The following is a 21,883-nucleotide window of genomic DNA, read 5'->3' as shown; positions in this document are numbered from 1 at the left end:
CGCAAACCTTCCGTAATTCACAGAAGGGTAGGCTAGCCTTACTTAGGTTCGCATCATTGACCCTAAGGAGTTCCGTGACTTCCCCCCTCTTCTCCGGCCTCGGCGCCGGCCGCAGCGGATTCGCCGCCGGTCCGTCCCGCCGCATGCTGCTCAAGACCGCCGGCAAGGCAGCGGCCGTCCTGGCAGCAGCAGCCCTCTCGCTGACTGCCTGCTCCACCGGTCCGGCGGCATCCGGCACCGGCACGGCGACGGCCAGCCAGTCCGGCAGCTCGCAGTTCCCCGTCACCATCAAGCACGTCTTCGGCGAGACCACCATCGAGTCCCAGCCGCAGCGCGTGGTCACGGTTTCCTGGGTCAACGACGACGTCGCACTCGCCCTGGGCGTTGTCCCCGTGGGCGTACCCAAGAACGAATGGGGCGGCAACGACAAGGGCTCCACGCCGTGGAAGGACGCCAAGCTGGAAGAGCTGGGTGCCGGCTTCGGCACGGAAAAGGCGCCGGTCCAGTTCTCCGAGGCGGACGGCATCAACTTCACCGAAATCGCCAAGCTCAACCCGGACGTCATCTTGGGCGCCTACTCGGGCCTGACGGAAGAGGACTACAAGAAGCTCAGCGAGATCGCCCCGGTGGTCGCCCACCCGGAGATCGCCTACGGCACCTCCTGGCAGGACTCCACCAGCATCATCGGCAAGGCACTGGGCAAGGAAACCGAGGCCACCAAACTGATCTCGGACACCGAAGCCACCATCAAGGACAAGGTTTCCAAGTATCCGCAGCTGGCCGACAAGAGCTTCATCTACGGCAACTTGGAGCCCGCCAAGAGCGACGGCGTGAACGTCTACACCGGGAACGATAACCGTCCGCGCTTCCTCTCGGAGATCGGCATGAAGCTCGCCCCGGTTGTGGAGGAAAACTCGAAGGGCTCCAAGGAGTTCTTCATCCCGTGGTCCGCCGAAAAGGCCAACGAACTCGAATCGGACATCTTCGTGACCTGGGTTCCTGACTCCGGCACCACCGATTCCATCAAGGCCGATCCCCTGCTGGGCCAGATCCCGGCCATCAAGAACGGCGCACTGGTTGCCGACTCGGACAACACGCTCACGCTGTCCATCTCGGCGTCGTCGCCCCTGAGCCTGCCGTGGTCGCTGGACACCTTCCTGCCCCAGCTGGCCAGCGCAGCGGACGCAGTGAAGTAGGCATCTCACCATGACACCAAGTACGACGACGGCGGGCCGGGGCGGCGCGTTAAGTCCGCCTTCCGTCCGCCCCGCCGCACGCAAGCGGGCCGCGTGGCTGATTACCGCCGTCGTCGTACTTGCCCTTTTTTCCGCAGTTTCGCTGGCCGTCGGCGCCCGCGGGCTTCCCCTCGACACCGTGTGGCAGGCGCTCATCCGGTTCGATCCCGCCGACGGCGACCACGCGGTGGTCCATGCACGCATCCCGCGCACCGTCCTGGGACTCCTCGCCGGCGGTGCCCTCGGCCTGGCCGGCGCCGCCATGCAGGGCGTGGCCCGCAACCCGCTGGCCGACCCCGGCATCATGGGTGTCAACGCCGGCGCCGCGCTGGCCGTGGTCACCGGAATCTACGTTTTCGGGATCTCTTCCCTGGCCGGATACATCTGGTTCGCCTTCATCGGCGCCGCGGCGGCTGCCGCCGTCGTTTACCTCGTCGCCTCGCTGGGCAGGGAAGGCGCGACGCCGGTGAAACTCGCCCTGGCGGGCGCCGCCCTCAGCGCCGGGCTGTACTCGTTGATGAACGTCATCCTGGTTTCGAGCCAGGACACGCTGGACCGGTTCCGGTTCTGGCAGGTGGGCGGAATTGCCGGGCGCGACTGGTCCGTGGTGCTGCCCGGCGTGCCGTTCCTTATTCTCGGCGCGGTCATCGTGCTGGCTACCGGCCGCATCCTCAACAGCCTGGCACTGGGCGATGACATTGCGCGCGGACTCGGCCAGCGGGTGGGGCTGGTCCGCGGTGTGACTGCCTTGGGCATCGTGTTGCTGTGCGGGTCAGCCACCGCCCTCGCCGGGCCCATCGGCTTTGTGGGGCTCGTCATTCCGCACGCCGTCCGCTTCCTGACCGGACCCGACTACCGCTGGATCCTGCCCTTTTCGCTCGTCCTGGCGCCGGTGCTCCTGCTGTCCGCGGACATTCTCGGCCGGGTTGTCCTTTTGCCCGGTGAAGTCCCGGCGGGAATCATGACGGCCCTGGTTGGCGCGCCGGTCTTCGTGTGGCTGGTCCGCCGCGGGAAGGGGGCCGGACTGTGAGCAAGGCAGACCTCGCCCACGTCGGGCGCGAACTGGGAGACAACGCCCCCGGTGCCGGGCGCGAACGGGCAGTTGATGCCCTCAAAACCGCGAAACCAGGGCCATATCTGCCCGTTCCCGCTGGTAAGGGGCACCGCAACGGCCTGAACCGGACCGCCATGCTGGCGTTCGCCGTCGTGGTCCTCTTCGCCGTCAGCGTTCTGCTGGGCAGCTACACCGTCACGATCCCCGACTTCTTCAAAATCCTGCTCGCCCACCTCACCGGCGGCCAGAAGATCCCCGGCGCAAGCTTCATCGTTATGGAAAACAAGCTTCCCCGCGCCGTGATCGGCACCATGATCGGTGCCGCGTTCGGCCTTGCCGGCGCCCTCTTCCAGACGATGCTCCGCAATCCGCTGGCCAGCCCGGACGTCATCGGCATCAGCTACGGTGCCAGCGCCGCCGCCGTCACGGCAATCGTTGTTTTCGGAGCGTCCGGGGCCGTGGTCTCCGGTGCCGCCCTCGCCGGTGCGCTGGGGGTTGCCGCGCTCATCTACGCCATCTCCCGCGGCGGGTCCCTGGGGTCCGGCGGCGGAAACAGCGGCAATGCGGCCGGCAGCCGGCTGATCCTGGCGGGCGTGGGCATCGCCGCCGCCCTCCACGCCGTGGTCAGCTTCCTCATGACCCGGGCGGACATCCGCACGGCGGCCGACGCCCTGGTGTGGCTTAACGGCTCCCTCAATTCCGCCAGCTGGGACCGCGCCGGCGTCCTTGCCCTCGCGCTGCTGGTCCTCATCCCTGCGGCAGCCGCACTCTCCGGCCCCTTGCGCATCCTGGAACTGGGCGATGACGCCGCCGCCGGGCTCGGCATCAGGGTCGGCTTCACGCGGCTGGCCGTCGTGGTCGTCGCCGTGGCCCTCGCGGCGGTGGCGACGGCGGCGGCCGGCCCTGTCGCGTTCGTCGCCTTCCTGGCCGGGCCCATCGCCCGACGCTTCACCGCAAAAGCCAGCCTCCCGGCGTCGGCCCTCGCCGGGGTGCTGATAGTACTGGCGGCGGACTACTTCGCCGCGAACATCGCGCCCCTGCTGCTGGACGGCACCGTCCTGCCGGTCGGCGTGGTCACCGGCGCCCTGGGCGCCCCGTTCCTGCTGTGGCTGCTGGTCACCTCCAACCGAAAGGATGCCTGAGATGGCTGTTCTGCGCGCCACGGACCTCACCCTCAAATACGCCCAGCGCACAGTTGTGGAAGGGCTGCAGGCGGAGATCCCCGAGGGCAAGGTGACCATGATCGTGGGCGCGAACGCGTGCGGGAAGTCCACCCTGCTCCGCGGACTGTCCCGGCTGCTGAAGCCTGCGGCCGGGACCGTGGCGCTGGACGGCAAGGACATCCACACCCGCTCGGCCCGGGACGTCGCCCGGACCCTGGGCCTCCTGCCGCAGCATCCCACTGCGCCGGACGGCATCATGGTCCGCGACCTGGTGGGACGCGGGCGGTACCCGCACCAGGGCTTCTTTCGCAGCTGGTCAACGGACGACGACGCCGCGGTGCAGCGCGCGCTGGAGGCCACCGAAACGCTGGAACTCGCCGGGCGCAACGTGGACGAACTGTCCGGCGGCCAGCGCCAGCGCGTCTGGATCGCGATGGCGCTCGCCCAGGAAACTGACGTGCTGCTCCTGGACGAACCCACCACCTACCTGGACCTCGCCCACCAGGTGGAAGTGCTGGACCTGGTCACCGACCTCAACCGCACGCGCGGCACCACCGTGGCCATCGTCCTGCACGACCTGAACCTCGCGGCACGGTATGCGGACCACGTGATCGCCATGAAGGGCGGCCGGATCGTGGCCGAGGGCGCGTCCACCGACGTGGTCACTGAGGACCTGGTCCGGGACGTTTTCGGTTTGGACTCCCGGGTACTTTCCGACCCCGTTTCCGGCACGCCGCTGATCATTCCGCTCGGCCGGCACCACACCACTGCAACTGAACTGGAGTTCGTTTCATGAAGACCCGCGACATTGCCGGTACCGAACCCATGACCCTGGCCTTCGACGTGACCGTCACCGCCGTGCAGGAACTCAGCCCAAACTTCCGCCGCATCACATTCGGCGGGTATTCGCTGCGTGACTTCGGCGTCCATGGCGGAACCTTGGACCTTCGCGTGAAGCTGATGATCCCTTCCCTTGCCGAGGACGGCACCCGGCTGCCGCTGCCTGTTTTCCAGACGGAGCAGTCCGGCTGGTACCGGGAATGGCTGGCCATGGACCCGGCGACCCGCGGCTCCATGCGCACTTACACCGTCCGGCAGGAACGGCTCGATGCCGTCTACCCCGAGATCGATGTGGACTTCGTGATGCACTTTGACTCGGCGGGCAACGGCGGTCCCGCGGCAAACTGGGCACTGAACGCTAAGCCCGGGGACGCCCTCACCCTCATCGGACCCAACAACCGCGCGGCGCACTGCGTTACGGCCGAGATCTACTCAGGCATCGAATGGCGTCCCGGACTGGCCCAGCGCGTGCTCCTCGCAGGCGACGAAACCGCTGTCCCTGCCATCAGCGCCATCCTGGAAAGCCTCCCGCCTTACATGAGCGGGCACGCGTTCCTTGAGGTCCCCGAAGCCGGCGATTTCCTGGACCTGAAGTCGGACGCCGACGTCGAAATCACCTGGCTGGCGCGAGGCGCCTCGATCGGTCGATCGCGCCCCCATGGCGAACTCCTGCAGGCGGCCGTCCGCGCCGCCGTACCCGAGCCAGGCTGGGTGGGCATCAAGGCCGCGTCCGGCGGGGCCGGTCCGGAACCCGAGGATGTTGACGTGGACCAGGAGATCCTCTGGGAGACGCCCGCGAGGATGGAAACCGCGGCCATCGCAGCCACGAAGAACCCCGGCATGCCCGCTGGAGCCATGCCCTTCTACGCCTGGATTGCCGGCGAGGCAGGGGTCATCAAGGAGATGCGCCGGTACCTGGTGCGCGACGTCGGGATCGACCGCAAACAGGTGGCGTTCATGGGCTACTGGCGGCAGGGCAAAGCGGAGCTGTAAGCCTTTTGTCGGTTTGGTGCCCCGTCAGCGCCGGCGGACAGTATTCCAAACGCTCTCCCACTTCCGGCGGGTTTTTCCAGTCCCTCTCACCCCTCGTCGTCGGCCGTTAACCCTGTCTTTTCTTTGTATGAGTAGGGTGCCGGGATGGGTTCATTTCCTTTGCTTCCGGACAGGGATGGGCGACGGCGGTTTGTTGCCCTGGGCGACTCGTTCACCGAGGGCGTGGGGGACCGGAGCAAGCGGCTGCCCAACGGGGTGCGCGGCTGGGCCGACCGGGTGGCTGAGAAGCTGGCCAAAGCCGAACCCGGGTGGGAGTACGCAAACCTGGCCATCCGCAGCAAGAGGCTCCGCCACATCATCGACGAGCAGCTGGAACCGGCGCTCGCGATGGAGCCAACGCTGGTCACCCTGTATGCCGGCGGCAATGACATCCTCGACTTCGGCACCGATGTGGAGGCGCTCATGGCCGAGTACGAGGCCCTCGTGGCCCGGCTGGCTGCCACGGGTGCCACGCTGGTGTTGTTCACCGGTTTCGACGTCAAGGTTTCGGCCGTCCTTGAGCCGTTGAAGAAACGCAACACCGCCTACAACCAACGCGTCCGGGACATCGCCGCCAGGTACAACGCCGTTCTGGTCGACTACTGGTGCTTCGATGCCTTCCATGACCGGCGGATGTGGGACTCGGACCGCTTGCACATGTCCAAGGCCGGCCATAAATACCTCGCCGCCCAGGTTCTGGACCATTTGGGTGTTCCGCACAAGATCAGCCCGCTGGAGTGGGAGCCGCCGGGCAAAATGAGCCTGCGGGAGTGGGAACAGCGGCAACGGCGATGGGTGCACGACTGGGTCCTGCCGCTTTTCGGCCGCAAGCTGCGCGGCGTGACCCTGGGGGACAGCCTTAGCCCGCGCTGGCCGGAGCCCGTGAGGGTTCCGCGGAAGGGCGGGCTGAAGAAACTCTTTGAGAAGGCTCCGGAGGCGAATCTCCCGAAGGGCTAGCTGTCCAGGAGGTTTTCGTAACCGGGGGCCACCCTGCCGGCGTGGAATTCCTCGACATCGAACTCCGCCACGCCGTTCGTGTAGAAGGGGTCCTTGACCAGCGCCGCGTCAAGGTCTGCCCGGTCCGCATTGGACAGCAACAACGCGCCGGTGCGGGGAATCTTCCGGCCGGCCACAATGAAAATGCCCTGGTCGAAAGCGTCCTGCAACCACTCAACGTGTGCTTTGAGGTGGAAATCGACGATCTCTTCGGGAACCTTGTAGGTCAGGGAGACTACGTACATGCGGTCAGCCTACCGGTTCCTGCTAAGGAAGCAGTTTCAATGCGCTGTTCCAGTTGTACTGGGGGTGGGCGTCGCTGGCTTGGAGCCCGATAATGAGCAACTGGAAGGCTTCCAGTTCCCGCGCCCGGCGCAACGGCCCCACGTCGACCGCGCGCAAACCGGAATCATTGATGAAGCCGGCCACAGCGGCCTTGGCCTCGGCGGAATCCCCTGCCAGCAGGACATCGAGGGTCTGCCCGGCCACTTCTCCGGCGGCCAGCGTGGAGGCGAAGACAGTGTTAAAGCCTTTGACCACGTTCGCGCCCGGAACCAGCGCCTGGATCTCCTCGGCCGCGGAGCTCCCGGCAGGCACGGTGAGGGAGTCGAGGGTTTCGTTGTTGACGGGGTTGGAAATGTCCACGATCGTCTTGCCGTTGAGTGCCTCGCCGTAACGCCCGGCGATTTCCTTGGACACGTCAAAATGGGTGGCAAGCACAACGATGCTGCCTTCAATGTCCTGTCCGGTGGTGCCGGGGGTCGCGTTCGTTTCGGCAGCCAGTGCGGACGCGGCCACTGCATCGCGGCTAAGGATCTGGATGCTGCGGCCGGCACTGGCTGCTCGCGCAGCGATTCCTGCCGCCATGTTTCCCGTGCCGATGATCGTGATGTCAGTCATGGTCCTTCCTTCGATCTGGACGGCGGTTGATGGGAACAGCCCGGGCTTGAACTGTCAATCAATTTTTCTCCTAGGATGTATCCATGACCGAACCGCGCTGGCTCAACGCCGACGAACGCCGTGCATGGCTGGCCCAGCTGAGCATCAACACCTTGCTGCCCGCAGCGCTGGATACGAAATTGCACGCGGCGGGCAAGCTTTCGCTCTTCGACTACAACGTACTCGCCATGCTCTCCGAAGCGGAAGGCCGGTTCCTTCCCATGAGTGAACTCGCCGCACGGACCAGCGCCTCGCTGTCCCGCTTGTCGCATGTGGTCACCAAGCTCCAGAACCGGGGGTGGGTGGAACGCCGTCCGCATCCGCGCGACGCGCGCGTGACCACAGCCCACCTGACCGACGCCGGCATGGCCACCATTGTTGAGCTGGCACCCGGCCACGTGGAAGCGGTCCGGGCGCTGTTCCTTGATGCCCTGACCGAGCGCGACGTCGCTGACCTGGCCCGCATCGGCGAGAAGATCGTGGGCCGTCTGGACGCCGATCACTGGATCCTGCGCGAGTCCTGACCCGCGACGCGTCCCGGGGGCTGGCCACGCCCGTAGTGTTGGTTCCATGGAATCGCCCATCCAGAGCTACCTGCGCCAAATCCACGCCGAGATCGCCCAGCTCAGGGACGGCAAGCCCTACGGCACCATTCCGGCCATGGCCAACGTGGACCCTGACAACTTCGGCATTGCCCTGGCCACCGTGGACGGGCAGGTCTATGAGGTGGGGGACTCCCGCGAGGAATTCACCATCCAGTCCATCTCGAAGCCTTTCACTTACGGGCTGGCACTGGAGGACCTCGGCAGCGACGCCGTGGATGCCAAGGTGGATGTTGAACCTTCCGGCGACTCCTTCAACGAGATCTCATTGGCCGAAGGGACAGGCCGCCCGGCGAACGCCATGATCAACGCGGGCGCCCTCACCGCCACGTCACTGATCAGGGGATCCGGCGGCCAGTCGAGCTTCAAACGGATCCTCAGCACATACTCGGCGTTCGCGGGCCGTCAGCTTTCGGTCAACGAGAAGGTCTTTGAGTCCGAGTTGAAGCACGGCCACCGCAACACGGCGCTGGCCCACCTGCTGCGGTCCTTCAACATCATCGAGGACGACCCCACGCCTGTCCTGGAGGACTATTTCCGCCAGTGCTCGGTCATGGTGAACACCTTCGACCTAGCCATCATGGCCGCCACCCTCGCGAATGGCGGAAAGAATCCTCTCACCCACAGGCAGGTACTGGACATCGGCCCGGTGGAACGGGTGTTGTCGGTGATGATGACGTCCGGCATGTACGACGACGCCGGTGCCTGGATCAGCAGCGTGGGCATGCCCGGAAAGAGCGGTGTTGCCGGCGGGATTATCGCCGTCCTGCCGGGCCAGGTTGGGCTGGCGGTCTACTCTCCGCCGCTCGATGAACACGGTGGCAGCGTCCGGGGCCTGGCAACTGCCCAGCGGCTCTCCCGCGACATGGAGCTGCATTTCGTCAGGGCGGCGCGCACCGGGCGTTCGGCCATCCTTGCCGCATATGACGTCACCGAAACGCCGTCCGGCATCCGGCGCAATGCCGAAGCGTCCGACGTCCTCCGTGCCCACGGGCACCGGGCCCGGGTGATCGAACTCAACGGCGACCTCCTCTTCGCCGGGAGCGAATCCATGGCGCGCGAGCTCAGCGGACTGGATGACGACGTCGAACTGGTGGTTCTGGACTTCCGCCGAACCGATCAGGTGAGCGAGGTGGCGCTGCGCCTTCTCGAGGCGGCGCGTCAGGGCCTGTCCGGCGGGGGTCGCGAGCTGGTGCTGATCGAAGCGGACGGGGCGGTGGCGGATTCCCTTGGCGAACGGGACGGGCACCCCGACGGGGCGGTGCCGTCGTTTTCGACCCGGAGTGCCGCCGTCGAATTCTGTGAAAACCGGCTGCTGGCAAAGTACGGGGACGGGCTGCTGCTCCGGGACCACGTTCCGGTCACCGACTCGCCCGCGCTGGCGCCGCTCGAGGAGGCGGACGCGCTGGCCCTGCAGGGCCTCATGACAGCAAAGAAGTACGACGACGGCGACGTCATCCGCCGCATTGGCCTGCGGTTCGGCGGGGTCTACTTCATTACCTCGGGCAAGGTCAGCAGTACGTCGCCGGGGCCCACCTCGGACCGGGTCAAGCTCAACACCCTCAGCGCCGGCATGACGTTCGGCGAGCTGGCGCTGGGCAGCGGAAACCGGCAGGAAACGACGGTCAGGGCGGACGGCCCGGTGGAGGTGATGGTGCTCAGTGCCGAGGCAATCGCCGACCTGGAGTCCACAGATCCGAGGCTTGCCATCGCCCTGTGGAAGGCCCTGACCCGGGATGCGTACACACGGGTGGAACAGTACCTGCGTGAATCGGCCGTCCGGATCCGCGAATAGCCGCCGCTTGGTTGCTCACGGCAACGGATGGCAGACTATCGATATGGATTTTGCCGCCCGCTATGTCGCCTTGGGAGATTCGTTCACGGAAGGCGTCGGTGACGACGATCCGGCACGCCCGAACGGCGTGCGGGGCTGGGCGGACCGCGTGGCCGAGCAGCTCGGTGCGGCGGATCCGGCCTTCGGCTACGCGAACCTCGCCATCAGGGGCCGGAAGCTCCGCCAGATCATGGCGGAGCAGGTGGACGCCGCCATCGAACTCAAACCCACGCTGGTGACCATTTACGCCGGGGCCAACGATATTCTCCGCCCCAAGGTCGACATCGACGACCTTTTGGCGGAGTACGACGCCGGCATCCGCAAGTTGAGTGCCACGGGTGCCACCGTGGTGATGTTCACGGGTTTCGACGCCCGCGGTTCCAAGGTTTTCGGCACGATGCGCGGCCGCACCGCCATTTACAACGAGCTGGTGCGCGGCATTGCGGGCGACCACGGCGCCCTGCTGGTGGATTACTGGCGCTTCAGCGAATACTACGACTGGGGCATGTGGGCCAAGGACCGGATGCACATGTCCGCGGCCGGTCACGCGAACATGGCCAAGAGGGTGCTGACTGTCCTCGAACACGATCACTCCATCGATGTGCCGCCCATGACTCCTGTGCCGGAGCTGAGCCGGGCGGATGCGATCCGGGCCAACGCGCGCTGGGTGCGCGAGTTTGCGGGACCCTGGGTGGTCCGCCGGGTCACGGGCAAGTCCTCGGGTGACGGCCTCCAGCCGCGGTACAGCCAGCTCACCCGGCTCTAGCGCCGGAGGCTAGCGCCGGAAGCCCGGTGTCGCGAGCAGTTCGCCGCCGGTCCGCGCAGCCAGCACCTCGATGTCCCACCCGTCCGTTGCGCGGTCCAGCATCGGCAGGCCGCCGGCCACGATCGCCGTCGCCAGCACATCAGCAGTGACGATGTCCGCCGCCGCAACGGAGACTTGGCGGAACACCGGCGCAACCCGGCCTGCTCCGGCGGCCCAGATGTGGTCTCCCCGCTCCGCGGAGCCGGAAGTTGCCAGTGCATGTTTCGCCCCGGCAAAGCCGCCCAGCGGGTAGCCGGCAATAAGGGTGCGGCGGTCTTCCGGATCAACAATCCCGGCCCTCCACGGCTCGGTTTTTCCGGATTGCGTGGTCCCCGGTGCGGGGGATCCGCTGACCAGCACGTCGCCCCCGGCGTTCAGGCACCAGTCTCGAAGGCCCAGCGCCAGAAGAGAGGTGCCCGCCTCCTGGATTGCATATCCCTTGACGATCCCGGACAGGTCCAGGACGCCGTCGGGCCGTTCAGGGGTGAAGGCCCCCTCGGTCAGCAGCCGCCAGCTGACGGCGTCGGCGTAGAGGCGGCGCATCTCCTTGGACGCGTCCGGGAGCGCTATTTCCGCCCGCGCCAGCCTGCTGGCTTCCGAGTCAGGCCGGTAGAGACTGAACGTTTCGTCGAGTCCGGCGAAGAGCTGCTCGACGACGGCGGTGGCCGCAACCAGCTCGTCCGCACCGGAGGCTGCGGGCAGGGTGAGGCTCACCACCGTTCCCATGCAGCTGAAGGTCCTGGCCCGCAAGACGGGCTGAACTTTCGCGCCGGTCCGGTGATCAGAGGTTCGCTGCATCGATGGCCGCCTGGAGTGAGCTCAGGTAGGCGTCGCTAGTCACAGTGGCGCCTCCAATGGTCTGGACGTCCGCTGACTGCGCAGCGAGGACTTCGGCCTTGAGGAGGGGTGCGGCCCGGTTGCTGATCTGGATGGACTTGCGGTCGTCGTCTGTCAGCTGGAGGGCCTGAACGTCGGTAATGGATCCGGCCGATACCGTGATCTGGACCTGGACGGCGCCGAAGCGCGTCTGCACCACACTGCCGGCGTAGGTGCCGCCGGCCTTTGCGGCGGCCCCGGTTGCGGGCTCCGCAGCAGTGCCTGACCCTGTCCCGGTAGTGCCGTTGCTGCGGCCGGTGCCGGTGGTGCCGGAGGCGGCGCTTGAGGAGCCTGAGCCTGAGCCGGAGGAACCCGTTGCGCCGGTAGCGCCGGTGGTCCCGTTGGTTCCTGCCGACGTGCTGCCTGCGGCGCTTTGGGTGTTCTCCACGTGGATGCCTGATTGCCACCCCGCAAGAAGGATGCCCGCGGAGGCAAGTGCTGCTGATACTGCTGCGCGGATTCTCACCAGTCAAACCTTTCGTAGTGGAGTTGGTCTTCCTTGACGCCCGCGGCGCGGGCGTCGGCAATTACGTTTCGGGCCCACGCCGCCGGCCCGCAGACATAGACGTCCGCGTTTGCGACGTCGGGGGCATAGTCGGCCAGTCGATGGCCGGCCCGTGTGGCGCTGTCCGGGAGCCAGCTTCCCGTGTGACGGACCGAGCGGGCGCCGGTCAGATGGAACAGGGTGGCTCCCCGGTTCCGGGCAAGTTCCAGGATCTCGTCGCCGAGGTACAGTTCCTGCTCGCTGCGGCCCCGAAGGATCACGGTCGCCTGCCCTGGCGCGAAAGGCGTCGATTCAAGGAGGGCCCGAAGGGGCGTGATCCCGATCCCGGCGCCGATCATCACCACCCTGTCGCGGCTGCGGGCCGCGGTGCTGAAGATTCCGTACGGTCCCTCCACGGCGACCTTCGTCCCCGGTTTCACGGCGGCGAGCTGGGCAGATCCGCGTCCAAGATTGCGGACGGTGATCCGCAGCAAGCCGCGCCCTGAGGAATCGAACTGCAACGGCTCGGCGGAGAGGCTGAACGGATGAGGGTGCCACCACAGGCCCGGGGCCAGGAACCTCCAGATGAAGAACCTGCCTCCGGTTCCGGCCAGTTCGTCAAGGTGCAGCCCGTGCATCTCAATGCTGACCACTCCGGGTGCCACCTGCACCACGCGGCTGACGGTGAGCTGATGCCGGAACGTGGCAACGACGGGCTCAAGGACGCGGTAGTGCAGGAGCGCGGCGCCGGTTGCGATGCATACGGCCAGCCAGTACCAGCGCTGCCAGGTGCCCTCGGCGAACAGTCCGCCTACGCTGAACTGGTGGGGCAGCGACGTTGCGACGGCGGCGTAGGTCAGCAGGTGCACCGCGTACCAGAACTCGTAAGGAAAGCGCCTGCGGACAGCCACCAGGGACGTCACCACAACGGCGATGAACAGCGCCATGGAAATAAAGGCCAGCCACATGTCCGGCACCAGCACCCAGAGGGACACGGCTTCGCTGACGGGATCAAGCCCTTCGGCCATTCCGTAGCCGATGGCGATCAGGATCCCGTGCCCCAGCAGGAGGTAGAGCGACGGCTTCCCGAGCTTCCGGTGGAATTCCAGGGCGCGGTCGTGGCCGACGGACTGGTCGATGAGAGGAATCCGGGCCGCCAGCAGCAGCATCAGGAGGACCAGGTCCATGCCGGCCAGCCCGGCCACAATGCCCAAAGCAGTGAAGGATCCGGCGGGTGTCGAGAATCCTGTCGTGCCGCCGTCGGCCAGCCACAGTGCCACGGCGGCTGCAACGGATGCCCAGGCCGCCGTTGTCAGCAGGTCGGCGCGGAACAGGCGACGGCGGTGCATGGCCGTGAAAGTTCCCCGCCCCTTGCGGGAGCCGTTGGGCCCGGCGGGCAAAGCCGGCAGGAGTTGTGTGTTCATGCTTCAACATTGCGGCCGGATCCTTTCATTCTGCTGTGAAAAGACTGCGGCGCCGATGTGACTTGGGAACGGTGAGGCTGGCGGCCTTATACACCCGGGGGCGGGCAACGACGGTTACCCGATTGGCCTTTAATTAGTCAAGCTCGTAGACTTGGTAGGCGCTAGGTGGCGCGGAGCGTGTGCAATTGCTCCGGTTGGCGGGATCTGTCCTCAATATCGACAGTCCTCAAGGCCGGTAGTTAGGGGCTCAAGTTGCGTGCACTCCTGTATTCGCCCAGCATCCCGGTACTTCGCAGTGGATTCCGCTGCCCGGTACTCGTGGCCAACCATGTTCGCCCGTAGTGCGGAAAACAGCCGGCTCTTGCCGACTGTCCACGCCTGCGGACCGCCGAATATGTGAAAGCTGGATGCGGACGCCACCTGTCGCACGGGACGCGGAACGCTGCGGACCGTTTCATTTATTTCACGAGGAGAGTCGTCATGGCAGCACACTGCCAGGTGACCGGAGCCGAGCCGGGCTTTGGACACAGCATTTCGCACTCGCACCGCCGCAACAAGCGCCGGTTCGACCCGAACATTCAGAAGAAGCGCTACTGGGTTCCGTCCCTGCGCCGTAATGTCACCCTGCAGGTCTCTGCACGTGGCATCAAGACCATCGACGTGCGCGGCATCGACGTAGTCGTAGCCGCCATCCTGGCACGAGGAGTGAAGCTCTAGTGGCTAAGGACAAGGACGTACGTCCGATCATCAAGCTCAAGTCGACCGCTGGCACGGGTTACACCTACGTCACGCGCAAGAACCGTCGTAACGACCCGGACCGCATGGTTCTGAAGAAGTATGACCCCCGCATCCGTAAGCACGTCGAATTCCGAGAGGAGCGCTAAGCACTATGGCTAAGAAGTCAATGATCGCTAAGAACGAACAGCGTAAAGTCATCGTCGAGCGCTATGCCGCAAAGCGCCTCGAACTGAAGAAGGCCCTGGTTGACCCCGCGTCGACCGACGAAGCACGCGAAGCTGCACGCCTCGGCCTGCAGAAGCTGCCCCGCAACGCCTCCCCGGTACGTCTGCGTAACCGCGACATCATCGATGGACGCCCCCGCGGTACCTTCCAGAAGTTCGGTATCTCCCGTGTTCGCTTCCGCGACATGGCGCACCGCGGTGAGCTTCCGGGCATCACCAAGTCTTCCTGGTAATTCAGCACAGCTGATTCCAGTGGTCTAAGAAGGGCCGGCAACCTCACGGTTGCCGGCCCTTCTTGCGTTTAACCCGCCCTCGAGTGCGGGCGGTCAGATACGGTGATGCAGCACACACAAACCAGGTACGACGACGATGTCCCTGGGAGCGCCCTCGCGGCCCCTTCCGCCGCGGATTGGCGCGGTTCAGCACCCCGCGTGGGGAGGGTTTGCGGTGGGACCAAAGTAGGTGTATTGTTTTCTAAGTCGCCGAGAGGGGGCCGGCGAGAAGCCGGTTGCCGAAGGTGGCCAAAACCCCTTCTAAACAGCCTGAAAAACGGTTCGTCACTTGGCGTGCTGCTTGAGGGCGGGGATGGTCTCGATGACCGGCGGATCGCGGAAACGTTGATTTGCTTTGAGTCTCAGGATCGGGTAAGTTTGGGAAGTTGCTCCGGAGCGATCCTTGACCGTGTGGTTGTGGTGGTGCCGGGTGTGTCTGTTGTTTGAGAACTCAATAGTGTGCCAAGTTTGTTGATACCAATTTATTTTATGGATTGGTTGAATTGACTGGATTATGCCACCCCGTGGTGTGGTCTGGTTTTTACAGCTGGTTTCAAATTTTGTGCAGCCGCTTTCTTCCGTTTTCCCGGGGGTGGTGGTTGTGTCTGTTTTTGTTTTACTTCAACGGAGAGTTTGATCCTGGCTCAGGATGAACGCTGGCGGCGTGCTTAACACATGCAAGTCGAACGATGATCCCAGCTTGCTGGGGGATTAGTGGCGAACGGGTGAGTAACACGTGAGTAACCTGCCCTTAACTCTGGGATAAGCCTGGGAAACTGGGTCTAATACCGGATATGACTCCTCATCGCATGGTGGGGGGTGGAAAGCTTTTTGTGGTTTTGGATGGACTCGCGGCCTATCAGCTTGTTGGTGAGGTAATGGCTCACCAAGGCGACGACGGGTAGCCGGCCTGAGAGGGTGACCGGCCACACTGGGACTGAGACACGGCCCAGACTCCTACGGGAGGCAGCAGTGGGGAATATTGCACAATGGGCGAAAGCCTGATGCAGCGACGCCGCGTGAGGGATGACGGCCTTCGGGTTGTAAACCTCTTTCAGTAGGGAAGAAGCGAAAGTGACGGTACCTGCAGAAGAAGCGCCGGCTAACTACGTGCCAGCAGCCGCGGTAATACGTAGGGCGCAAGCGTTATCCGGAATTATTGGGCGTAAAGAGCTCGTAGGCGGTTTGTCGCGTCTGCCGTGAAAGTCCGGGGCTCAACTCCGGATCTGCGGTGGGTACGGGCAGACTAGAGTGATGTAGGGGAGACTGGAATTCCTGGTGTAGCGGTGAAATGCGCAGATATCAGGAGGAACACCGATGGCGAAGGCAGGTCTCTGGGCATTAACTGACGCTGAGGAGCGAAAGCATGGGGAGCGAACAGGATTAGATACCCTGGTAGTCCATGCCGTAAACGTTGGGCACTAGGTGTGGGGGACATTCCACGTTTTCCGCGCCGTAGCTAACGCATTAAGTGCCCCGCCTGGGGAGTACGGCCGCAAGGCTAAAACTCAAAGGAATTGACGGGGGCCCGCACAAGCGGCGGAGCATGCGGATTAATTCGATGCAACGCGAAGAACCTTACCAAGGCTTGACATGGGCCGGACCGGGCTGGAAACAGTCCTTCCCCTTTGGGGCCGGTTCACAGGTGGTGCATGGTTGTCGTCAGCTCGTGTCGTGAGATGTTGGGTTAAGTCCCGCAACGAGCGCAACCCTCGTTCCATGTTGCCAGCGCGTAATGGCGGGGACTCATGGGAGACTGCCGGGGTCAACTCGGAGGAAGGTGGGGACGACGTCAAATCATCATGCCCCTTATGTCTTGGGCTTCACGCATGCTACAATGGCCGGTACAAAGGGTTGCGATACTGTGAGGTGGAGCTAATCCCAAAAAGCCGGTCTCAGTTCGGATTGGGGTCTGCAACTCGACCCCATGAAGTCGGAGTCGCTAGTAATCGCAGATCAGCAACGCTGCGGTGAATACGTTCCCGGGCCTTGTACACACCGCCCGTCAAGTCACGAAAGTTGGTAACACCCGAAGCCGGTGGCCTAACCCCTTGTGGGAGGGAGCTGTCGAAGGTGGGACTGGCGATTGGGACTAAGTCGTAACAAGGTAGCCGTACCGGAAGGTGCGGCTGGATCACCTCCTTTCTAAGGAGCACCTACAACAACCCTGCCCCGTGTATGCGGGTGTGGTGGTGTTGTCAGGAGTACGCCCGTTGCGCAGACGTAAGTTCTGCGGCGGGTGCTCACGGGTGGAATATCAGCAAATAGCGGCCGGTGGTTCTTTTTCCTGACTTAGTACGGATGTTCTTCACGTGTGGAGGGTGTCCTGGAAGGGTTCGGGGGGAGGGGTTCCGGTTTAGTGTTTGGCACACTGTTGGGTCCTGAGGCAACAGGGCCATGGCGTGGCCGGGTTTCCTTTGCGGGGGATGCGGTTGTGGTGTGGGTTTGTTTGTTTCTGGTTTCCTGGCTGCACCGATCATGCATGTTTGTGTGTGTGGGGTGTGTGGTACGGGGTTGTTGTTTGAGAACTACATAGTGGACGCGAGCATCTTTTATAAGAAGCAATTTCCAAGAATATGAACCTGGATCTGTTGTTCTGTCTTTCGGGATGGAGCGGTGGTTTCTGTGGTTCTCTCGAAAATTAGCGTTTTTGATCTTTTGTGGTCAAGTTTTTAAGAGCACACGGTGGATGCCTTGGCATTAGGAGCCGAAGAAGGACGTAGGAATCTGCGATAAGCCTGGGGGAGTCGATAACCGGACTGTGATCCCAGGGTGTCCGAATGGGGAAACCCCGCCAGGGACGCGAGTTGCCTGGTGACCCGCATCTGAACACATAGGGTGCGTGGAGGGAACGCGGGGAAGTGAAACATCTCAGTACCCGCAGGAAGAGAAAACAATAGTGATTCCGTTAGTAGTGGCGAGCGAACGCGGATCAGGCTAAACCGTTCCATGTGTGATAGCCGGCGGGCGTTGCATGGTCGGGGTTGTGGGACTTTCCGTATCAGTTCTGCCGGACTGGTGAGGTGTGATGTGCAGGCATAGGTGAACGGTCTTGAAAGGCCGGCCAGAGAGGGTGTGAGCCCCGTAACCGTAATGTTGTGTACCGCCTGGAGAGTATCCCAAGTAGCACGGGGCCCGAGAAATCCCGTGTGAATCTGTCAGGACCACCTGATAAGCCTAAATACTCCCTAATGACCGATAGCGGACCAGTACCGTGAGGGAAAGGTGAAAAGTACCCCGGGAGGGGAGTGAAACAGTACCTGAAACCGTGTGCTTACAATCCGTCGGAGCCAGTCTGATTCTGGTGACGGCGTGCCTTTTGAAGAATGAGCCTGCGAGTTAGTGTTACGTCGCGAGGTTAACCCGTGTGGGGAAGCCGTAGCGAAAGCGAGTCTGAATAGGGCGTTGCAGTGGCGTGATCTAGACCCGAAGCGAAGTGATCTACCCATGGCCAGGTTGAAGCGACGGTAAGACGTCGTGGAGGACCGAACCCACTTCAGTTGAAAATGGAGGGGATGAGCTGTGGGTAGGGGTGAAAGGCCAATCAAACTTCGTGATAGCTGGTTCTCCCCGAAATGCATTTAGGTGCAGCGTTGCGTGTTTCTTACCGGAGGTAGAGCTACTGGATGGCTAATGGGCCCTACAAGGTTACTGACGTCAGCCAAACTCCGAATGCCGGTAAGTGAGAGCGCAGCAGTGAGACTGTGGGGGATAAGCTTCATAGTCGAGAGGGAAACAGCCCAGACCACCAACTAAGGCCCCTAAGCGTGTGCTAAGTGGGAAAGGATGTGGAGTTGCGAAGACAACCAGGAGGTTGGCTTAGAAGCAGCCATCCTTAAAAGAGTGCGTAATAGCTCACTGGTCAAGTGATTCCGCGCCGACAATGTAGCGGGGCTCAAGTACACCGCCGAAGTTGTGGCATTCACATTTTATCCAAGCCGCCTCCTTTGTGGGGTTGGTTCAGGAGTGTGGATGGGTAGGGGAGCGTCGTGTGGGCAGTGAAGTCGCGGTGTAAACCAGCGGTGGAGCCTACACGAGTGAGAATGCAGGCATGAGTAGCGAAAGACGGGTGAGAAACCCGTCCGCCGAATGATCAAGGGTTCCAGGGTCAAGCTAATCTGCCCTGGGTAAGTCGGGACCTAAGGCGAGGCCGACAGGCGTAGTCGATGGACAACGGGTTGATATTCCCGTACCGGCGAAAAACCGCCCATGCTGAACAGGGGATACTAACCGCCCGAGACCTGCCCGATCACCCTTGTGGTGTGAGGGTTTTGGTGGAGCGCGGGACCTGATCCTGGGAGGTAAGCGTATTAACAGGTGTGACGCAGGAAGGTAGCCGAGCCGGGCGATGGTTGTCCCGGTCCAAGGATGTAGGGCGAACGGTAGGCAAATCCGCCGTTCATGATGCCTGAGACCTGACGGGACCCCTTTAGGGGGGGATTCGGTGATCCTATGCTGCCTAGAAAAGCATCGACGCGAGGTTTTAGCCGCCCGTACCCCAAACCGACACAGGTGATCAGGTAGAGAATACTAAGGCGATCGAGAGAATTATGGTTAAGGAACTCGGCAAAATGCCCCCGTAACTTCGGGAGAAGGGGGGCCCCAACCTTGATGGACACTTGCTGTCCGGAGGGGATCGGGGCCGCAGAGACCAGGGGGAAGCGACTGTTTACTAAAAACACAGGTCCGTGCGAAGTCGCAAGACGATGTATACGGACTGACTCCTGCCCGGTGCTGGAAGGTTAAGAGGACCGGTTAGCCGCAAGGCGAAGCTGAGAATTTAAGCCCCAGTAAACGGCGGTGGTAACTATAACCATCCTAAGGTAGCGAAATTCCTTGTCGGGTAAGTTCCGACCTGCACGAATGGAGTAACGACTTCCCCGCTGTCTCAACCATAAACTCGGCGAAATTGCAGTACGAGTAAAGATGCTCGTTACGCGCAGCAGGACGGAAAGACCCCGAGACCTTTACTATAGTTTGGTATTGGTGTTCGGAGTGGCTTGTGTAGGATAGGTGGGAGACGTTGAAGCCCGGACGCCAGTTCGGGTGGAGTCATCGTTGAAATACCACTCTGGTCACTTTGGACATCTAACTTCGGCCCGTAATCCGGGTCAGGGACAGTGCCTGATGGGTAGTTTAACTGGGGCGGTTGCCTCCTAAAAAGTAACGGAGGCGCCCAAAGGTTCCCTCAGCCTGGTTGGCAATCAGGTGTCGAGTGTAAGTGCACAAGGGAGCTTGACTGTGAGAGAGACATCTCGAGCAGGGACGAAAGTCGGGACTAGTGATCCGGCGGTACATTGTGGAATGGCCGTCGCTCAACGGATAAAAGGTACCTCGGGGATAACAGGCTGATCTTGCCCAAGAGTCCATATCGACGGCATGGTTTGGCACCTCGATGTCGGCTCGTCGCATCCTGGGGCTGGAGTAGGTCCCAAGGGTTGGGCTGTTCGCCCATTAAAGCGGTACGCGAGCTGGGTTTAGAACGTCGTGAGACAGTTCGGTCCCTATCCGCTGCGCGCGCAGGAAATTTGAGAAGGGCTGTCCTTAGTACGAGAGGACCGGGACGGACGAACCTCTGGTGTGTCAGTTGTACTGCCAAGTGCACCGCTGATTAGCTACGTTCGGATGGGATAACCGCTGAAAGCATCTAAGCGGGAAGCTCGCTTCGAGATGAGATTTCCATACACCTTGTGTGTGAGAGGCCCCCAGCCAGACCACTGGGTTGATAGGCCGGATGTGGAAGCGAGGACTAACGACTCGTGAAGCTGACCGGTACTAATAGGCCGATAACTTACACCACACACCCTTTTCGTGAACGGATTCAAAAGACGTTCACACCATGGAAAGGGTACAAAGAAAAAACAAGACTGCTTGCGTCCACTATGTGGTTCCCAAACAACAAACCCGTTGCTTGAGGAACAAACACAACAACATAACAACACCACACCTGCCCTGAGCGGCAGGAGCATGTTGTAACCACTAATTTTCCCAACCCCCGCACCGGGGGTCCGGGTAAAAGGGTTACGGCGGTCATAGCGTGGGGGAAACGCCCGGTCCCATTCCGAACCCGGAAGCTAAGACCCACAGCGCCGATGGTACTGCACCCGGGAGGGTGTGGGAGAGTAGGTCACCGCCGGAACATCATTCAGGTCGAGAGCCCCAACCAGGCAACTGGTCGGGGCTCTCCCACGTTAACCACCAAAACCCCTTTGCCGGCCGCTCCCGCACCGCCGCCCCTAGACTTACACTTCATGAGCCACAAACCGTCCGGTTACCCGGCCAAGCCGGCCACCATCCTTGACGTGGCCGCGGCTGCCGGGGTTTCGCGCCAAACAGTTACCCGGGCGATGAATGACATGCCTGGGATCAAGGAATCTACTCGCCTGCGGGTGCAGAAGTTGGCGCAGGAGCTCGGTTACACCCCGAGCCGTTTCGCTAAGGGCCTCGTCCAGGGAGCAAGGACCTCAGTTGGCTTGGCGATCCCTGATCTCACCAACCCCTATTTCCCGGCGTTTGCCTCAAGCGTCGTGGAATTGGCCACGCTCCGAGGATGGCACGTGGTGGTAGACGACTACGGTCATGGCGGCCGCAGCGGTCTGGATGCCGTAGAGCATCTGGCGCCACAGGTGGACGCGGTGATCGGCTACCTTGGCGGTTACGCCGACCAAGCCCAGACCGTTCTGGGCCGTCGTCCGCTGATTGTCCTGGACGAAAATCCCGGAGGTGCAGCCGGTAGCATCAACTTCGATTACCAGCATGCGGCGAAGGTTGCTGTCGCTCAGCTGATGGATTCGAAGCGCCAGCACATCGCCTACCTCGAGGCGGGGTCAGCCTCTGAGAGTGACGAACCTGTCCCGTGCACTGTCCGCGGGAAAGCTGTGGCTGGACGCCTGGACGAACTCGGGGCGTCGTGGTCCCTCATAGTTGCCGAAGAGACAGCGGAGGCAGCCAGGGAGGCAGCAGCTGCATTTCTTCGGGAACATCCGGAGACCGACGGGATCCTGGCATTCAACGATTTGATGGCCGCCGGCGTATTGAAGGCACTTTCAGGTTCAGGGCTCAGGGTGCCCGAGGACTGTGCGGTCATCGGCATGGACGGTATCCCGCTCGGCGAGCTGCTAAGTCCCCAGCTCAGCACTATGGCGCTGGACCTCCGCGAGGTCGGAAGGGCCGCCGTCGAACTTCTGGTTGGGTTGCTCTCGGGGGCGGTCACTCCGGGATCACAGTCATCACGGACAACCTTGAAACATCGGCTGGTCCTCCGGGAAAGCACCTGACGACACACTACTGCCGCCGCGGCGGCGTGCCGAACTGGTCCGGTACCTGGCCTCTGACGAATCCGCCTCAGTGCCGGGCTCGGAGTTT

18 protein-coding genes and 3 rRNA genes are annotated in these 21,883 nt (G+C 63.0%); 16 read left to right on the top strand and 5 right to left on the bottom strand.

The window, feature by feature from the left end; all coding sequences use genetic code 11:
- Positions 1 to 74 precede the first annotated feature (74 nt).
- The 6 genes from JOE41_RS10030 to JOE41_RS10005 all read left to right on the top strand — a co-directional run bounded on the left by JOE41_RS10030 (position 75) and on the right by JOE41_RS10005 (position 6,281).
- The gene (locus tag JOE41_RS10030) at positions 75 to 1,196 is read left to right on the top strand and encodes an iron-siderophore ABC transporter substrate-binding protein (RefSeq protein WP_374068694.1); all 1,122 of its coding nucleotides are present in this window, start codon (positions 75 to 77) and stop codon (positions 1,194 to 1,196) included.
- A 10-nt stretch (positions 1,197 to 1,206) separates the two neighbouring features.
- Positions 1,207 to 2,265 (top strand): iron ABC transporter permease, encoded by a 1,059-nt coding sequence (locus JOE41_RS10025; RefSeq protein ID WP_209752244.1) that lies wholly within the window; start codon positions 1,207 to 1,209, stop codon positions 2,263 to 2,265.
- Between the two features lie 158 nt (positions 2,266 to 2,423).
- A complete protein-coding gene (locus tag JOE41_RS10020; protein WP_209753602.1) occupies positions 2,424 to 3,431 on the top strand; it encodes an iron chelate uptake ABC transporter family permease subunit in 1,008 nt (335 codons plus the stop codon).
- 1 nt (position 3,432) lies between these two features.
- Positions 3,433 to 4,248, top strand: coding sequence for an ABC transporter ATP-binding protein (locus JOE41_RS10015; protein ID WP_011693755.1), 816 nt, complete (start codon positions 3,433 to 3,435; stop codon positions 4,246 to 4,248).
- Positions 4,245 to 5,285: a siderophore-interacting protein gene (locus tag JOE41_RS10010; protein ID WP_209752243.1), complete on the top strand. Its 1,041-nt coding sequence runs from the start codon at positions 4,245 to 4,247 to the stop codon at positions 5,283 to 5,285. Before JOE41_RS10015 ends, JOE41_RS10010 begins: the two co-directional genes overlap by 4 nt.
- 144 nt (positions 5,286 to 5,429) lie before the next feature.
- Positions 5,430 to 6,281: an SGNH/GDSL hydrolase family protein gene (locus tag JOE41_RS10005; protein WP_011693753.1), complete on the top strand. Its 852-nt coding sequence runs from the start codon at positions 5,430 to 5,432 to the stop codon at positions 6,279 to 6,281.
- Here JOE41_RS10005 and JOE41_RS10000 read toward each other — a convergent pair.
- Both JOE41_RS10000 and JOE41_RS09995 read right to left on the bottom strand, forming a co-directional pair.
- Entirely contained in the window at positions 6,278 to 6,565 is a 288-nt protein-coding gene (locus JOE41_RS10000) for a YciI family protein (RefSeq protein WP_011693752.1), read from the bottom strand. The two genes, JOE41_RS10005 and JOE41_RS10000, sit on opposite strands and share 4 nt — an antisense overlap.
- A 22-nt stretch (positions 6,566 to 6,587) precedes the next feature.
- Positions 6,588 to 7,220, bottom strand: a complete 633-nt coding sequence (locus JOE41_RS09995) for an NADPH-dependent F420 reductase (RefSeq protein WP_011693751.1) — start codon at positions 7,218 to 7,220, stop codon at positions 6,588 to 6,590.
- Between the two features lie 83 nt (positions 7,221 to 7,303).
- Here JOE41_RS09995 and JOE41_RS09990 point away from each other — a divergent pair, with 83 nt between their 5' ends.
- The 3 genes from JOE41_RS09990 to JOE41_RS09980 are packed head-to-tail and all read left to right on the top strand — an operon-like array spanning position 7,304 to position 10,461.
- Positions 7,304 to 7,783, top strand: a complete 480-nt coding sequence (locus JOE41_RS09990; RefSeq protein WP_011693750.1) for a MarR family winged helix-turn-helix transcriptional regulator — start codon at positions 7,304 to 7,306, stop codon at positions 7,781 to 7,783.
- 46 nt (positions 7,784 to 7,829) lie between these two features.
- Entirely contained in the window at positions 7,830 to 9,656 is a 1,827-nt protein-coding gene (gene glsA, locus JOE41_RS09985) for a glutaminase A (RefSeq protein WP_209752242.1), read from the top strand.
- 43 nt (positions 9,657 to 9,699) lie between these two features.
- Positions 9,700 to 10,461, top strand: a complete 762-nt coding sequence (locus tag JOE41_RS09980) for an SGNH/GDSL hydrolase family protein (protein ID WP_011693748.1) — start codon at positions 9,700 to 9,702, stop codon at positions 10,459 to 10,461.
- 9 nt (positions 10,462 to 10,470) lie between these two features.
- On the opposite strand, the gene JOE41_RS09975 is transcribed toward JOE41_RS09980, so the two are convergent.
- From JOE41_RS09975 to JOE41_RS09965, 3 genes are read right to left on the bottom strand one after another with little or no spacing between them, the layout of a single operon-like run.
- Positions 10,471 to 11,226: an FAD:protein FMN transferase gene (locus tag JOE41_RS09975; protein WP_209752241.1), complete on the bottom strand. Its 756-nt coding sequence runs from the start codon at positions 11,224 to 11,226 to the stop codon at positions 10,471 to 10,473.
- Between the two features lie 55 nt (positions 11,227 to 11,281).
- Positions 11,282 to 11,842: an FMN-binding protein gene (locus JOE41_RS09970; protein WP_209752240.1), complete on the bottom strand. Its 561-nt coding sequence runs from the start codon at positions 11,840 to 11,842 to the stop codon at positions 11,282 to 11,284.
- Positions 11,839 to 13,284: a ferric reductase-like transmembrane domain-containing protein gene (locus JOE41_RS09965; RefSeq protein ID WP_209752239.1), complete on the bottom strand. Its 1,446-nt coding sequence runs from the start codon at positions 13,282 to 13,284 to the stop codon at positions 11,839 to 11,841. Before JOE41_RS09965 ends, JOE41_RS09970 begins: the two co-directional genes overlap by 4 nt.
- 480 nt (positions 13,285 to 13,764) lie before the next feature.
- On the opposite strand from JOE41_RS09965, the gene rpmB reads away from it, so the two are divergent.
- The 7 genes from rpmB (at position 13,765) to JOE41_RS09930 (ending at position 21,795) form a co-directional block, all read left to right on the top strand.
- Positions 13,765 to 14,001 (top strand): 50S ribosomal protein L28, encoded by a 237-nt coding sequence (rpmB, locus tag JOE41_RS09960; RefSeq protein WP_011693744.1) that lies wholly within the window; start codon positions 13,765 to 13,767, stop codon positions 13,999 to 14,001.
- A complete protein-coding gene (rpmG, locus tag JOE41_RS09955; protein ID WP_011693743.1) occupies positions 14,001 to 14,168 on the top strand; it encodes a 50S ribosomal protein L33 in 168 nt (55 codons plus the stop codon). Before rpmB ends, rpmG begins: the two co-directional genes overlap by 1 nt.
- A 5-nt stretch (positions 14,169 to 14,173) precedes the next feature.
- Entirely contained in the window at positions 14,174 to 14,479 is a 306-nt protein-coding gene (gene rpsN / locus JOE41_RS09950) for a 30S ribosomal protein S14 (protein ID WP_011693742.1), read from the top strand.
- 660 nt (positions 14,480 to 15,139) lie between these two features.
- Positions 15,140 to 16,663: ribosomal RNA gene (locus JOE41_RS09945) — 16S ribosomal RNA — on the top strand.
- Between the two features lie 517 nt (positions 16,664 to 17,180).
- Positions 17,181 to 20,318, top strand: a 23S ribosomal RNA gene (locus JOE41_RS09940).
- A 222-nt stretch (positions 20,319 to 20,540) separates the two neighbouring features.
- A 5S ribosomal RNA gene (gene rrf / locus JOE41_RS09935) occupies positions 20,541 to 20,657 on the top strand.
- Together the 16S, 23S and 5S rRNA genes form the textbook arrangement of a ribosomal RNA operon.
- 112 nt (positions 20,658 to 20,769) lie before the next feature.
- A complete protein-coding gene (locus JOE41_RS09930; RefSeq protein WP_209752238.1) occupies positions 20,770 to 21,795 on the top strand; it encodes a LacI family DNA-binding transcriptional regulator in 1,026 nt (341 codons plus the stop codon).
- Positions 21,796 to 21,883: the final 88 nt, after the last annotated feature.

This window comes from Arthrobacter sp. PvP103 (assembly GCF_017833075.1).
Classification (GTDB): domain Bacteria; phylum Actinomycetota; class Actinomycetes; order Actinomycetales; family Micrococcaceae; genus Arthrobacter.
This window is presented reverse-complemented; position numbering and strand designations above follow the sequence as displayed.

Coding starts and splice junctions, on each gene's coding strand:
- JOE41_RS10015 (WP_011693755.1), top strand. CDS start 3,433: ATGGCTGTTCTGCGCGCCACGGACCTCACCCTCAAATACGCCCAGCGC.
- JOE41_RS10020 (WP_209753602.1), top strand. CDS start 2,424: ATGCTGGCGTTCGCCGTCGTGGTCCTCTTCGCCGTCAGCGTTCTGCTG.
- rpmB (WP_011693744.1), top strand. CDS start 13,765: ATGGCAGCACACTGCCAGGTGACCGGAGCCGAGCCGGGCTTTGGACAC.
- JOE41_RS09990 (WP_011693750.1), top strand. CDS start 7,304: ATGACCGAACCGCGCTGGCTCAACGCCGACGAACGCCGTGCATGGCTG.
- JOE41_RS10000 (WP_011693752.1), bottom strand. CDS start 6,565: ATGTACGTAGTCTCCCTGACCTACAAGGTTCCCGAAGAGATCGTCGAT.
- JOE41_RS09975 (WP_209752241.1), bottom strand. CDS start 11,226: ATGGGAACGGTGGTGAGCCTCACCCTGCCCGCAGCCTCCGGTGCGGAC.
- JOE41_RS09980 (WP_011693748.1), top strand. CDS start 9,700: ATGGATTTTGCCGCCCGCTATGTCGCCTTGGGAGATTCGTTCACGGAA.
- glsA (WP_209752242.1), top strand. CDS start 7,830: ATGGAATCGCCCATCCAGAGCTACCTGCGCCAAATCCACGCCGAGATC.
- JOE41_RS09995 (WP_011693751.1), bottom strand. CDS start 7,220: ATGACTGACATCACGATCATCGGCACGGGAAACATGGCGGCAGGAATC.
- JOE41_RS10025 (WP_209752244.1), top strand. CDS start 1,207: ATGACACCAAGTACGACGACGGCGGGCCGGGGCGGCGCGTTAAGTCCG.
- rpsN (WP_011693742.1), top strand. CDS start 14,174: ATGGCTAAGAAGTCAATGATCGCTAAGAACGAACAGCGTAAAGTCATC.
- JOE41_RS09930 (WP_209752238.1), top strand. CDS start 20,770: ATGAGCCACAAACCGTCCGGTTACCCGGCCAAGCCGGCCACCATCCTT.
- JOE41_RS09965 (WP_209752239.1), bottom strand. CDS start 13,284: ATGAACACACAACTCCTGCCGGCTTTGCCCGCCGGGCCCAACGGCTCC.
- JOE41_RS10005 (WP_011693753.1), top strand. CDS start 5,430: ATGGGTTCATTTCCTTTGCTTCCGGACAGGGATGGGCGACGGCGGTTT.
- JOE41_RS10010 (WP_209752243.1), top strand. CDS start 4,245: ATGAAGACCCGCGACATTGCCGGTACCGAACCCATGACCCTGGCCTTC.